Below are 14,052 nucleotides of genomic sequence, written 5' to 3'. Positions count from 1 at the left end.
CTGGTAACTGGTAATCGGTAACTAGTAACTTTAATTACTGATTACTGATTACGAACATTAAAACCACTGCGGCTTAAAAATTTCTTTAAATCTCCGATGGTAAAATCTTGATAGTGAAAAATTGAAGCTGCCGATATGACATCAGGCTTACACTTATCCAATACCTCTTTTACCGATTCCAGACTTCCCGCGCCGCCGCAAACGATAACGGGCACCGGCGCAAAAGCTGTAACTTTTGAAATTAATTCAACATCAAATCCCTTACGTGTGCCATCTTTGTCAACGGACGTTATTACAATCTCCCCCACACCCAATTTTATCGCCTTCTTTATCCATTCAACCGCATCAATGCCGGTCCTTTCACGGCCACCGTCGGTATAAGCTTCCCAACCACCATTAGCAGTTTTTTTCGCTTCAACAGACAGTACGATACACTGCGCACCAAATCTCTGCACAGCTTCCGGCAAAAATTCTGGATGTGCTATGGCATAAGTGTTGATGGCCACCTTGTCGGCACCAGATCTTAAAGCATTTTCAATATCGCCCAGTGATCTTATGCCACCACCGACAATAAGCGGCACAAAAATTTCATCAGCCACGCTTTTAAGCAATCCGAAATCAAGATTTCTCTGATAAAGACTAGCAACTATGTCCAGATACAAAATCTCGTCGGCGCCTTCTTGGTAATATCTTCTGGCTAAATCACGCGGGCTGCCGACAACACGCAAACCCTCGGTATAAATACCCTTAACCACGTTAGAACCCTTTATGTCCAGCCTTGGAATTATTCTAATGTTGTGGGGATTAGAATTTTGCATTTTCAAATAAGTATACTTTGTCATATACATCGTTAAGGGGTTTCTCGTAACGACTGATATTTAAAACAGTTCCGTCTCCATATTTCAGATACAAGGTCTTGTTCAGCCCCAATAGCGGTTCTAGGATTCTGTTGTATAAAATGTTTGATTTAATCTGATGAAACTTGTCATCGCTTAAAGTTGCGGATCTCTTTATGCTATACATCCACTCCAGGTTCAGTTTGTTCTGGCACGATATTTTCATAGCTCCTTTGTTATAAGAAATCAGACAATTTTCTAAAAAGCCCGAATGGGTGAAACCGAAAATGATGCCTTCGCTGCCAATCGGTAATTTCTTAGCGGAAAAAGCAATCTTTACGGCATCAAAAATCTTACGCGGCCTTAGGGAGTAAAAAGTTCTTTTAAATATATGGACCCCATCAAAATACGGCCTAATTTCCTCAATATTCATCTTATCCCACCTATTATGACGAACAATTATTAAGTTGGTTTTGCGGCTGGGATCAACCCCGTACGAGGCAGAGGCACGCTGCGTGCCCTCGCGGCCTCGTTCGGGGTCAATGCTTTTTATCAAACGGGTCATAGCAATAATAATTGGCAAGAATCCCGGATCGGCAATGACAAACCAAGCAGCACCCTTTTTTAAAGTGAGAGCATTTTTAATTTCTTTTTCAAATAATTCCCCTTTTCCGATTAACCTTTTATTCTCGATCAATTTTTGATCAAAATTATTTATAAAAAATTGCGGCGGCATTTCTTTGAAGTAGTCATCGTAAAAGTCAGCCCGCGCTTCGCCCATAGCCGTTTTGAATAATTTGGAGAACACAAAAGAATTTAATCCCATTGCATAAGCTGAAACTGAAATCCACGAAAATGGAGAAAAAACGTACTGAATCTTGCAAAGATTTTTCATAATAAAAAACTCGCTGATTGATGGGTCATCAATGGATTTAAAAGACGCCAGATTCAGAAAATTTTGCTCATCCTTTTCCGCCGGATGCGGCTTGTAATAGAGATCGCAGTCAGCACATTCTTTTCGAACATAATCAAGGCATTTGTTTTCAACATCTATATAATTTTTTTGGTCCAAGTCCGGAAAAAGACGAAAATCAAGGCCCATAAAAATAACCATTTTCCTTTCGGTTTTTTCGAGGCTCAACTCATTAAAAACCGGATAAGGCGTTTCGAAAACAGCAATATTGTCTTTTGCTGTGTTTAATTTTTCCAATTTTCTGATGTCTTTAGCCAAAAACATATGAAGTTTCAATACCTGGCATAAAAAAATACGGCTCTTTTGGTGCCGTATTAATTTACCATAAAAATAAGAGGTTGGCCAGGTAGGAGATTTTATTACTTTAATGTATTTTTTCGCCTTAACTTGGCCTCAATGTGTTTTTCCGATTCCAGTACAAATTTTACCGGTTGCCCTAAATAAGTCGGCAAATCCCTTAGCTGTACCGTCAATCTGCCCAAACCGTACAACTCAAGGCTTGCCGCCTGATCTGACCCCCACATGGCCCTGTCCAGCGTTATGTGCCGCTCAATAACGCAAGCACCCAATGAGGCGGCAACAAGAGAGGAATATACCCCAACCTCATGCCCTGAATATCCGATAAGAGCACTGGGGTATTTTTTAATCAACCTGGGAATGTTGGCCAAATGCAGTTCATTATCTTTGCCGGGATAAGTAGATGTGCAATGCAAAATTACAAGATTTTCTTCCCCTAAAAATTTAACAATTTTTTCAATCCTCTCATCGTCAGCCATACCGACTGAGACAATAATTGGTTTGTTCTTAGATTTTATGTAAGCCATTAGATCTTTGTCCAAATTGCAGGCGGAAGCAATTTTATAACAGGGCTGGCCAAATTGTTCAAGAAAATCCACACTTCTCTCGTCCCAAGGCGAAGCAAACCATAAAATTCTTTTTTGCTGGCAATAATAGTCTATTTCCTGATATTCTTCTTGCGTAAATTCCAAAGCCCATTTAAGGTCTCCGTTTGTGGAATTTTCAAAGTCAGAATCTGTCAAACGCTTAACAGCTTCATCTGAAAGTACTCCCCGTTTAACGGCATTTCTCAATATGCCCTCATTAACTTGGCGCGGTTTTGCCAATTCTTCAGCGGTATAGACAGTGGGTATAGTTCTTTTCTGAAATTTAACAGCGTCGCATTTTTGCGCAACCGCTCCATCAATAAGCTGTTTGGCTATATTGATATCACCGTTATGATTTATTCCGATTTCGGCAACTATAAAAACTGGCTTGTTGTAACCAATCTCCTTATCACCTATTTTAAGCATCCTGGATCCCTTTTTATTTTTATTATTTTTAAGTAACTCTTAGAGCCAGCAAAACATGGCCATGAATAAAATCAATATTGATTTTATTCATGATTTATGGCAAAAAAAAATAAATCCGCGTTCACGCGGATTCCAAGTTGAATCTTAAGACTCGCCAACCAACTCGCTTTCTATTAAAAAACAGAGTAGATGTATAACTGTCTGATGAACTTCTTGAATTATGGCGGTATTAGTTGCCGGCACAATAATTGCGACATCAACCAGCGGCAATAGATTTTTAGTTTTTTGACTGAATAATCCGATTGATTTGGCACCCTTCTTTTGGGCTGTCAAAAAAGCATGGCGGATATTGGCAGAGTGCTGACCGTCTGTATCGCTTGTGGTCAATCCGATTACCAAATCACCGGGTCGACATAATGCTTCAATTTGTCTTGAAAAAACCGTCTCAAAGCCATTGTCATTGCTTTGCGCAGTTAAAATTGAAGAATCAGTCGTTAGAGCAATAGTAGGCAAAGCCTGACGGTTTTTCTCAAACTTACAAACAAGTTCCGCCGCAAAGTGCTGAGCCTGCGCCGCCGACCCGCCATTGCCGAAAATCAGAACTTTATTTCCTGAATCAAATGTCTTCTTGATAAGACTAATGACATTTAAAATTTGCCTCTTAAACTTAGACGAATTACTTAATGCGCTATACACAATTTGTCTCCTGACTAAAAACATATGTATGTCAAGCGTGGTTAACATAAAAATCTCCTTTTAAAAGTACTTGTTTGTGGAATTATTACATCTAAAGCATCGTCGGTCAATCGCCCAACCTTGACGCACGCTAATAAAGTGTTAGATTGGTATGACGTTATATCGATCTTTCAAAAATAGGATAAAATTATGGGTTGGCGATTTAAGGGCAATGAGCTCAAATACTTAAAAGAAGTGCTGGATTCCGATTTCAAACTTGCCAACGGAAGCATGATCAAAAGATTTGAAGATAAATTCGGGCAAGTATTCGACATGCCATACGCCATAACCACGACATCTGGAACCGCCGCGCTGCACCAGGCTCTTCTTGCCTGCGGCATTCGCCCGGGAGACGAAGTGATCGTGCCGCCCCTGACGCCACTTATGTGCACTTTGGCAGTGATTTATTGTAGAGCCAAGCCGGTTTTCGCGGATGTCAGATCTGATACATTTTTACTTGATCCTGAAGATGTCAAAAGAAAGATAACACCCAAAACTAAAGTCATCATGCCCGTCCATCTGTGCGGCCACATATGCGATATGGATGAAATCATGTCCATAGCAAGGGGGAATGATTTTAGAATAATTGAAGATTGCGCTCAATGTTGTTTTGGGCGAGATCATAAAGGCCGTGTAGCGGGAACAATCGGCGACATCGGTATTTTCAGTTTTGGCGAATACAAAATGCTTTCCAGTAGCGAAGGCGGCGCCCTCATAACAAAACAAAATGGGCTTGCCGAAAGAATTAGAAAGGTGGGGCATCTGGGTTTTAAGAATGTCTCCGCGGAAAACGCTGGATCAGTAGGCAAAAACCCGTTGAGAATTCAAGACCCCAGCTTTTTGAGACATGACTCCATTGGTTTAAATTATATAATGTCAGAATTTACGGGAGCCGTGGCCCTGGCTCAATTGGAAAGAATCAACTGGTTCTTGAGTAAAAGAGTTGCCATGGCAAAATTGTATAAGCAAGCCATTGGAAACTGCGATTGGTTAAAAACGCAATCAGCGCCGCCGGGTTCCAAGCCAACATTTTGGACTTACGCCGTTTTGTTTGAAGGGCAAGAAAAACTCGGAATCAGTTGGTATGAATTCAGGAACACGTTTATTCAATTCGGCGGAGACAAGATCAGGGCGGCTCTGGCCTTGGTTTATAATGATCCGGCAATTTTTAATCTTAGCCAGACCGGCTGTTTCTTCCATGACCAATACGAACAAGGTGAGGATTTTAAAAATTTTCTAAAAGATAATCAATGTTGTCCCAATGCCGAATATCTTCAACCGCGATTAATGTACTTCACCACCAACCAGGAAAATAAAAAAGAAATGCAAAAGCAAGCCGACGCATTGCGCAGAACAATAGAATATTTTAATACTTGCCATTAACCGACAGCAGTCGGTTTTTTTAAATAAAAAAGAGTAGAAAATACTACTCTATGGACTATTGCGGAGGAAGCGCAAGCGGATTTATGCCGCGACAGTTTAGAATAAAATTCACAAAATCACGCAAAGCGCCATATCCACCGGGGCGTTCCGAAATAAAATGCACAATTTTCTTTATGGCCGGGTCAGCAGAAATCGGAGCCGCCGCCAACGCTACTTTTTGCAAAAGCGGAACATCCACTAAATCGTCACCCATGAAAGCACACCGATCAAACGTTACTCCGATTTCCTTTAGCCATTCTTCGGCTGCAATAACTTTTTTTGTTCCGCCCATGCCTGTATAAAGTCTTACGTGATGCCAACCGCCATCGCCGAAAATTTTTTGAGAAGATGGGAGGTTATTCCACTTTTCCACCACATCCACAATACCTTTTGCGGAATCGCCCTTCTCATTAGTAATAAGGCAAACATGAAGACCAATGGCCCTAAGCAATGATACGCCCTGGCCATCATAATAACTACGCCACTTTGCCTTATACGGCGCACCCTCAAGAACACGATTATCAGTAAAAACACCGTCAACATCAAAAAAAACCGCTAAAATTATTTTAGCCAAATCTTTACTGTCCACGTTTCTCTCCTGTAAAAATTAAATTCATTTTCAACGTCCCACTAAATCTTCATTAAGTTAATATAAATATGCAGATTAGTCAAGGCAGACTTGCCATAAATTACTAAAAACACCAGTTTGGACAGTTGACACTTGGACTTAATCGCTTGTATACTAACTCGAGATACGTTGAAAACAAGGAGTAAATAATGTCTGATTCTACTAAAAATCCTTACTCCAAAGACGAGCTTCGATTCCGTTGCACTACTACCGATACCCCAATAACTGAATCATCTATTCGAGAGCTAATTAGCATGGTGCGGGCAAAAGTTAATACCCCCACTTCTGTTTATCCAAAGACGGTGCTTGAGGGTATTATCAGTTTTTTACAAAATCATAGTTTACATGAATTTGCCGGCAGATCTGATCATTTTAAGAAAAATTCATTTGCCACGTCAGAGCTGGCACACGCACTTTCATATCCAGATTCATCCACAAGAATAAAATATTTGGCTTATCGGTATAAATTCTGCCAATATCCGGCGCAAAAAATACTTGATGACTTTCCGATTGTTTTGGTGGTAGAACCTACCAGCGTCTGCAATTTAAGATGCGAGATGTGCTGGTGGTCAGATAAAAGTTTTACTTCTGAAAAGTCACACATGGGTTGGATGGACTTCGGTTTATTTAAAGATGTTGTAGATGAGGCATCCGAAGCCGGTTTGTGTTCTATGGTTTTTGCCGGAAGGGGTGAGCCGACTCTCCATCCTGATTTCTCCAAGATGGTAGCTTACGCGACTCAAAAAGGTATCATTGACGTGAAGATCAACACAAACGCAACCAAACTAACGGACAAAACGTCGAGGGAACTGCTTGAAGCAGGTCCAGCGCTCATAGTTTTTTCAATTGACGCACACACCAAAGAAGATTATGAAGCAATTCGCAGAGGAGCCAAATTTGAAGAGGTGACTAGAAACCTAAAAAGATTTACGGAGTTGAAAAAAAGCGAATTTCCAAATTCACCAACATTATCCAGAGTATCTATGGTTGTTTTTAAAAAAAGCCAAGATATTGAACAAGCAAGAGCTTACTGGGCAGGATTAGCAGATGAATTCGCTAGCGAAAGAGCAACGGAACGTCTGGGAATTTATGAAAGCCCCTTGCGACCGACAGAAAACTCTCCCTGCTCTTTTTTATGGGAAAGATTATATGTTCTATGTGATGGGAGAATCAACCCTTGTGACGAGGACTACAAATCAACGCTTTGGTTGGGAAAGATAGACCAAGGCCATACGATTAAATCCATTTGGCTCGGCGAGAAGCTCCAAAAAATGCGGGCTGACCACATGGCAAAATTGAAAAACAATTACTCGCCCTGTAATCGTTGTTGCGGGTTTTAGTAACCACATGAAATACCACATGAAATACAAAATACTATGGATAGGATTTGGCAATTTTGCCCAAAAGATAGGCCTTGTTGTATTGGCCAAACCGGGAGTGGAAATATACTATTTTTACCCCGACAAAAACAAAGCAATAGAACGTTTCGGAATATGGGCTTGCTGGGATTTAAATGAGGCATTGGCAGACCCTGACATTGATATTGTGTTTATTACCACGCCGGACGACAGCCACACAGTTTACCTGGAACAGTGCTTAAAAGCAGGAAAACATATTTTTGTTGAAAAACCGATCACTGGTTATTACCATGAGGCATTGCCGCTAAGAACTCTTATGCAAAAAGGTAAAGTGTTCATGGTCGGACACAACAAAAGGCGTGAAGCAACAATCAGGATGGCCAAAGAATTAATATCCAACGGTCTTATTGGTGAAGTTGTAAGCATCTACGCCAACGATTCCAAGGGAATCGCCTATCAAATGAACCAATCAAATTGGCGTTTCCAAAAAGCCCGCCACAGAGAAGGACCACTGATCACGGTTGGTATCCACCTTATTGAAGCCGTTCATTACTTAACAGGAAAAGTTGATTCTGTTTCATCGGTGCTTAAGAACATATCCAAACTATCTGAGGTACCCGATTCCAATGCTACAATGCTTTGTTTAGAAAAAGGTGCAACCGCACTCATTGAAGCCAATTACAATATGCCCTCTGTGGATGTGTTCAATATCTATGGAACGGATGGCGTCATAAATATTGCCGACGATAAGATGTGGCTAAGAAAAGGAAGGGATGTAAATAGGATACCATCCCCATCCTTACGAGTTGATTTAAAACCAATTGACACAATAGCCGAAGAAATCAATGAATTTTTTGACGTTATTGAGGGTAAAAAAGAAAATGTTGAAACCGGCTATCAGGAAGCATTAAATGCTCTTGCAGTGATTGAAGCTTGCTGGCAAAGCTCACAACAAAAAAAAATTGTTGAGATGTCAGAATTTAAACAATATAAAATATAAAAGAGGTCAACCGCCTCTTTTTTACTGGTCATTTTAACACCAGCTTGGTTTTCTTTTTTTGATTATCCGCAAAATCTTGCTGGCGGAAAAAATTTATTTTAGCCAATTCCGGTCTTTTATTTAAAAACTGCAAAATTTGCCGGAGAGGAACTTTGTTGACTTTAATATCCAACTCTTCAAAAACTTTCTTGAAAAAATCAAAGTCCTCCTGATAATCAAGGGTAAGACGAATATTGGGGTTGTGAAATACACGCTCTTTTACTTCTAAATCTCTCACTTGGAATAAGCCGGTATCAGTAAAATAATTCCACCAAACGGTTTCCGTGTCGTCGGTAGCCTTGATCTGACATACTTTTTTAAGAGCGGGCACTGACATACAGGGTCCTACTCCGCCGCAAACCAGGGTACCAGGAACTTTCAAAAAATCACAGTGTTTCTTCACGACCTGCTTGATAGCAAAATCAATCAGTTCAGGATCGCAAAAAAGATCGTCACCGTCATACTCTACAAAATAATCAAGGCCAAATGATTTTGCAGCGCTAAGCCAACGGCCCAATTTATCTGAAAGCGAACCGCGATAATATTCAATGCCATGTTTTTTTGCAAGTTCCACTAGAATATCGTCCTTACTTCTTTTGGTGGTACAAAGAATGATAATGTCTGGATTGCGCGCCTGTTTTGCCCGCACTATGTCGTGTTCAATTACCGGCTTGCCCCTAATCGGCAACAACATTTTATTGGGCAAACGCGACGAATCAACGCGGGCTGTAATGAAAAGACCGAATTTTGGTTTTTTATTTTTAGACATGGCTGTTTGTTAGTCGGTTGACTAATTTTTCCAGTTCTAGTGGATAATTGGGGGTGTCGGCCGATATAAAATCAAAAATGTCAGCATCTTTAACATGGTTGGCCTCTGACATTTGCGTAACTGGTTCCGTGAAAAGTTTTTCTAAGTCCTCGTGCTTGTCAACAAGATAAATGTTTTTAAATTTGTTAATCCCTTTGAAATGCTCATGGCGAGCAAGCAGATTTTTGGGGTTGGTAAAGTGTACGCCGTCATCATAAACCGGCACAAAAACTTTTTTTCCAAACAGTAAGCCTTCAATCATCATTGTAGAAAGAGGGCAAATCATAAACTCCATGTTGGCTAAGAGTTTCGGATAATATTTCAAATCGGGCATAAAAACATCATTGAACTCGTCCATTTCGTCGCGTTTATAATAAAGTTTAGCCTGTTCGTCTATTATTATGTGCTTAAAGTCATATCCGAAAAAAGTATCGGCACATTTGCGGTGTTTTCTCCAAGGATGAGGACGATAGACAATTTTGATATCAATACCCTTTCGGTCTATTATTTTTTCCAGTTTATGGAGCGTAGAAAGTTCATCAAAAGGCGCGGCAATTCCAGCAAAAAGAATATACTTAAAATTATACGGAGAGGATAAATCGTGACCCCCGCTGTTCAAGTATTCTATAAAACGCGGGGTTCCCAGCGGAAAAACACGATTTCTTTCAATGTTGTGAATGCGAACGGCTGCTTCAACAGCTTGCTTTCCCCAAACCACAAGATAATCCGGTCTCCTGGTAAGAACGGTTTTGCTTGTTAAATTGTCCCAATTGTCTACCAATAGACAAGTCGGTATTTTTTTCTTTTTTGCTATTCCAATAATTTCAAATGTCAGGCCTTCATAGCCGGCTGACGGCAGAAGAATAATTTGAGGGTTAATCCCGGCAATAATAGCTTCCAGATTTCTGTCCCGAGTAATTTTAAAAATAAAAAATTTAACTAGGTTATAAATCACGGGCAAAGAAGCCAACTTATAATAAAATTGACGGCGCCTATCCGACAACATTTCAAACCGAAAAGCAAAAGAACTGCTTTTGTGCCTGTATCTCCATGCATCCACGTAGAAAAAATGGCGATACCAGGATTTGTGTCGTTCAGGATAAAGATATGGGATCAGTTGTTCTCTTTTTATGCCGGGAAAATTTTTGGCCATTAATTTTTCGTGTACAATAAAAACGCATCTCTCTTTTATCTTATCGAGTGCGGGAGAAGAAATATAATTCCGATAATATTCCGGAGTAGAAATGGCAACCAAAATTTTAGAATTAACTGCTAAATCAACCATATTATTTAGACGTTTATTTTAGCTAATATGTTTGGGTTTTCTTTTATCATATGTTCGGCTACCACCCAATCCTCCGGCGTATTTATGTCAAAACCTTCATGGCCTTTGGTAAAAAACGGCATAATCGCATCACCAGCTATGGTGCTTTTTTCAAAAATAGTTTTACACCAAGTCATTTCAAGACTGGCATTTTGAACATAAATTTCCGGCAATGACTGGTATTGCATGCTGTGCCAGGGCACTTTGTGTTTGGCAGGATTAACTAGCACCGGTTTCATCCGGTTCGCTGCAAAGTCAACACGCCACATCTTTGCCGGATGTTGTTTGCACTTTTCTACAGCCCTCAACGAATCAGTTCGATTATCCGATAAAAATTGCCGCCAAGCCCGTCTGATAGTTTCCGGCTGTCGAAAAGGGCTTGTAGGACGCAATATTGAAAAACAATCGACCGTATCGCCTTCCTTAAAAAGTTTACCAAGTAGATGTTTGACCCATTCCATGTCTGGCGAATGGTCTCCGGCAAACTTAACAGGACGCAAAAAAGGAACCTCCACTCCATATTTTTTAGCAATATCGGCAATCTTGCGGCTATCGGTGGAAACAATGATTCTTGCGAATATTCCCGAATCAATCGCCGCCCGAATTGTATAAGCCAAAAGAGGGTGCCCGCCAAGCAACTTAACATTTTTATTCGGTATCCTTTTAGAGCCCGCCCGGGCAGGAATCAACGCCCAGCAAGTTGGAGTTTTTGAAGACATTGTCTTTGTAAATTAATCACAAATAAGAATATTTTTCAATATCAGGGGTTGACCTAACGTCCGATATCATGTAAACCTAGTTCATCTTTAACAACTAAAAGTGAGAGGTAGAAATGGAAGAAAGAAGTAATATTGGTCCGAAATTTGATCTTACCGACAGGATCGCGATAGTTACCGGCGGTTCAGGTATGTTAGGAAGTCAATTTGTAAAAACATTGGCACATGCTGGTGCAAAAGTAATGATCTTTGATCTGAAAACACCGAATGAAAGCTGGTTTGATAATCTTCGAAAAATGGGATTGGCAAGAAATATTTGCATAGATATAACCAAAGAATTACGAGTAGAGGAGGGTTTTACTATTACAAAACTTTTGCTGGGTACGCCAACAATTCTGATAAATACTGCGGGACTTGATTCTACTCCCGATGCGTCATCCAATGTAAACGGACCATTTGAAGATTACTCCGAGGAAGCATGGGATGCTGTTATTGATTCGCATCTCAAGGGTGCTTTTCTTGTTTCTCGGGAATTTCTACGAAATTTCAGGAAAGCCGGGCTAAACAATGGCAGTATAATTAATATTTCTTCGGATCTTGGATTGGTTGCTCCCAACCAAAAAATATACGAGTATCGCCGTAAAAAAGGTGAAAACTTTTATAAGCCAGTCGCCTATTGTGCGGCCAAAGCTGGTATGATTGGGTTCACCAAGTGGTTAGCCGGATACTCGGCTCCACTGGGAATCAGGGTAAATGCTCTTGCGCCAGGGGGAGTTTACAACCAACAAGATCCTGAATTCGTCCAAGCATACAACCAAAGGACAATGCTTGGTCGAATGGCAAAGATTGATGACTATGACGGAGCAATACTTTTCCTGGCATCAGACGCTTCAAAATATATGACAGGGGCCGTTCTCTCAGTTGATGGCGGTTCAACTGCTCTTTAAGAAAGGGGAGACGATGATTGAAAATGATAAGCTCTATTTTGTATCACCCGAAGAAATGCGTAGAATCAGGCTTCTTGCAACCGATCGGATCACTCTATGCGAAATATTATCCCAAGCGCTACGAATAAACATTCTTTATATGATAAAACGCGCTGGTTCAGGCCACATAGGCACAAGCTTCAGTTCAATTGATATTATGCTCTGGTTGTGGCTTGTGGAAATGATAAATGCCAACCAACCGGAGTTGCCATATTCCGACACATTCTTTTCCTCAAAAGGCCATGATGCTCCAGCACTTTATTCAATTTTAACCGCTTTTGAAATAATAGATTTTGACAACATCCACAAATTACGCCGATTGAATGGACTACCCGGCCACCCGGATATCAATACACCATTTATTGCGGCCAATACCGGCTCTCTAGGTATGGGCATATCTAAAGCCAGAGGAATGGCAATCGCTAACAGATTAAACGGAAAACAGGGCAGATTTTTTGTCTTAACCGGCGATGGTGAACTGCAGGAAGGCCAGATTTGGGAATCTCTGCAACCAACGGCAAATGGATATTTTGGTGAAATAACAGTTATTGCTGACATGAACCAAATTCAATCTGATAAAAAAGTATCTGAAGTAAGCAATCTAGGTGAAATAAAAGATAAATTTGAATCGTTCGGCTGGAAAGTTACTTCTTGCTACGGCCATAATTTTGAAAGTTTACAAAATACTTTTTATCGCTTAGGAAATATGGGGCGACCAAAAATTATTTTAGCTCAAACCGTTAAAGGCAAAGGCGTTTCTTTTATGGAACGGCTTGGCGATGACGGCTTGTACCATTATCACAGTGGCGCACCCTCAGATGAAGATTATGTAGCGGCATTAAATGAGTTGTTAGCAAACGCAAATGAAAAACTTCAAAAAATAGGTAGGCCACCACTAGCATTACAAGCTATTGAAAAATCGCCTATTGTTGCCACATTATCAAGTCCGGAAAATTTGATAACGGCTTATGGCGATGAACTGTCTAAACTCGGCTCTGAAAGAAATGACATCGTCGTTTTGGACGCAGATTTGGTAAAGGATTGCGGTTTATTGAAATTTAAGAGCAAGTTTCCTGACAGGTTTGTTGAGTGCGGCATCGCTGAACAGGATATGGTTTCTGTTGCCGGCGGTTTGGCTTTGCGCGATAAATTACCGATTGTCCATTCTTTTGCATGTTTCTTGTCAACGAGACCAAACGAGCAGATTTACAACAACGCTACCGAGAAAAAGAAAATTATTTATGTCGGCTCTCTGGCCGGATTGTTACCGGCAACACCCGGACACTCTCACCAGTCCGTCCGCGATATTTCATGTTTGAGCGCAATTCCTGGCCTGACCTTGATAGAACCATGCAACGAACAAGAAACACGCCTGGCTTTGCGTTGGGCAGTCGAAGAAAACAGGGAGAGTACCTACATGCGTTTGGTCAGTATTCCAAGAAAATTAACTTATAACTTGCCACGCAATTATAGAATGAAAAGGGGCTGTGGCGTGAGATTACGCGATGGAGGGCAAGTTGCGTTGATTACTTACGGACCGGTTATGCTGGAAAAAGCAGTGGGTGCCGCCGGGCTACTTGATATTGGGTACATGGGTGTCGCTGTATATAATTTCCCGTGGCTTAACTTTGTAGACACCGAATGGCTGGTTAAAGTATTATCTAAATTTGAAACTTTGATTACAATAGACGACCATTATATAAATTCCGGTTTGGGCACGCTAATTACGGCTGAAGTGGCACGATCATTTATTGGGGTACCGAAGATTATAAATCTAGGCTTAAAAGAAATTCCAGCTTGCGGACAGAATGATGAAGTATTGCAATATCATCAACTGGATGGACTATCAATTGCGGAAAAAATTAAAAAAATATTAAAATAAGCTCCCTACCGGGGGCTTTTGTTTGCCTTTACTTT

General features: G+C 40.6%; 13 protein-coding genes. 5 read left to right on the top strand and 8 right to left on the bottom strand.

The genetic code is table 11. The annotated features are described in order from the left end of the window. Positions 1–41 precede the first annotated feature (41 nt). The 4 genes from hisF to HYT61_01190 form a co-directional block, all read right to left on the bottom strand. Positions 42–818 (bottom strand): imidazole glycerol phosphate synthase subunit HisF, encoded by a 777-nt coding sequence (gene hisF, locus HYT61_01205; GenBank protein ID MBI2062841.1) that lies wholly within the window; start codon positions 816–818, stop codon positions 42–44. After that, a complete protein-coding gene (locus HYT61_01200; GenBank protein MBI2062840.1) occupies positions 805–2,073 on the bottom strand; it encodes a hypothetical protein in 1,269 nt (422 codons plus the stop codon). The genes hisF and HYT61_01200 overlap by 14 nt, the downstream gene beginning before the upstream one ends. 95 nt (positions 2,074–2,168) lie before the next feature. Further along, positions 2,169–3,119, bottom strand: coding sequence for an N-acetylneuraminate synthase family protein (locus tag HYT61_01195; protein ID MBI2062839.1), 951 nt, complete (start codon positions 3,117–3,119; stop codon positions 2,169–2,171). Between the two features lie 144 nt (positions 3,120–3,263). After that, positions 3,264–3,863 carry an SIS domain-containing protein gene (locus HYT61_01190; protein ID MBI2062838.1) on the bottom strand — a complete coding sequence of 200 codons (600 nt, stop codon included), beginning with the start codon at positions 3,861–3,863 and terminating at the stop codon, positions 3,264–3,266. Positions 3,864–4,004: 141 nt separating this feature from the next. On the opposite strand from HYT61_01190, the gene HYT61_01185 reads away from it, so the two are divergent. After that, entirely contained in the window at positions 4,005–5,237 is a 1,233-nt protein-coding gene (locus HYT61_01185) for a DegT/DnrJ/EryC1/StrS family aminotransferase (GenBank protein MBI2062837.1), read from the top strand. A gap of 55 nt (positions 5,238–5,292) precedes the next feature. Here the strand turns inward: HYT61_01185 and HYT61_01180 are convergent, their stop codons facing one another. After that, positions 5,293–5,865, bottom strand: coding sequence for an HAD hydrolase family protein (locus tag HYT61_01180; GenBank protein ID MBI2062836.1), 573 nt, complete (start codon positions 5,863–5,865; stop codon positions 5,293–5,295). A gap of 188 nt (positions 5,866–6,053) precedes the next feature. Here HYT61_01180 and HYT61_01175 point away from each other — a divergent pair, with 188 nt between their 5' ends. Both HYT61_01175 and HYT61_01170 read left to right on the top strand, forming a co-directional pair. Next, complete coding sequence (locus HYT61_01175; protein MBI2062835.1) at positions 6,054–7,244, top strand: radical SAM protein; 1,191 nt, start codon at positions 6,054–6,056, stop codon at positions 7,242–7,244. Positions 7,245–7,263: 19 nt separating this feature from the next. Further along, entirely contained in the window at positions 7,264–8,262 is a 999-nt protein-coding gene (locus HYT61_01170) for a Gfo/Idh/MocA family oxidoreductase (GenBank protein ID MBI2062834.1), read from the top strand. Positions 8,263–8,290: 28 nt separating this feature from the next. Here the strand turns inward: HYT61_01170 and HYT61_01165 are convergent, their stop codons facing one another. From HYT61_01165 to HYT61_01155, 3 genes are read right to left on the bottom strand one after another with little or no spacing between them, the layout of a single operon-like run. Next, complete coding sequence (locus HYT61_01165; protein MBI2062833.1) at positions 8,291–9,070, bottom strand: hypothetical protein; 780 nt, start codon at positions 9,068–9,070, stop codon at positions 8,291–8,293. Further along, positions 9,063–10,394, bottom strand: a complete 1,332-nt coding sequence (locus tag HYT61_01160) for a hypothetical protein (protein ID MBI2062832.1) — start codon at positions 10,392–10,394, stop codon at positions 9,063–9,065. Before HYT61_01160 ends, HYT61_01165 begins: the two co-directional genes overlap by 8 nt. Positions 10,395–10,399: 5 nt before the next feature. Further along, entirely contained in the window at positions 10,400–11,152 is a 753-nt protein-coding gene (locus HYT61_01155) for an acylneuraminate cytidylyltransferase family protein (GenBank protein MBI2062831.1), read from the bottom strand. 113 nt (positions 11,153–11,265) lie between these two features. Between HYT61_01155 and HYT61_01150 the strand changes: the two genes are divergently transcribed. Together HYT61_01150 and HYT61_01145 are read left to right on the top strand one after the other, a co-directional pair. Then, positions 11,266–12,096 (top strand): SDR family oxidoreductase, encoded by an 831-nt coding sequence (locus tag HYT61_01150; GenBank protein ID MBI2062830.1) that lies wholly within the window; start codon positions 11,266–11,268, stop codon positions 12,094–12,096. A 13-nt stretch (positions 12,097–12,109) separates the two neighbouring features. After that, positions 12,110–14,017: a transketolase gene (locus tag HYT61_01145; GenBank protein MBI2062829.1), complete on the top strand. Its 1,908-nt coding sequence runs from the start codon at positions 12,110–12,112 to the stop codon at positions 14,015–14,017. Positions 14,018–14,052 lie beyond the last annotated feature (35 nt).

This window comes from Candidatus Yanofskybacteria bacterium, from assembly GCA_016181175.1.
Classification (GTDB): domain Bacteria; phylum Patescibacteriota; class Minisyncoccia; order 2-02-FULL-40-12; family IGHO2-01-FULL-4-A; genus 2-01-FULL-44-17.
This window is presented reverse-complemented; position numbering and strand designations above follow the sequence as displayed.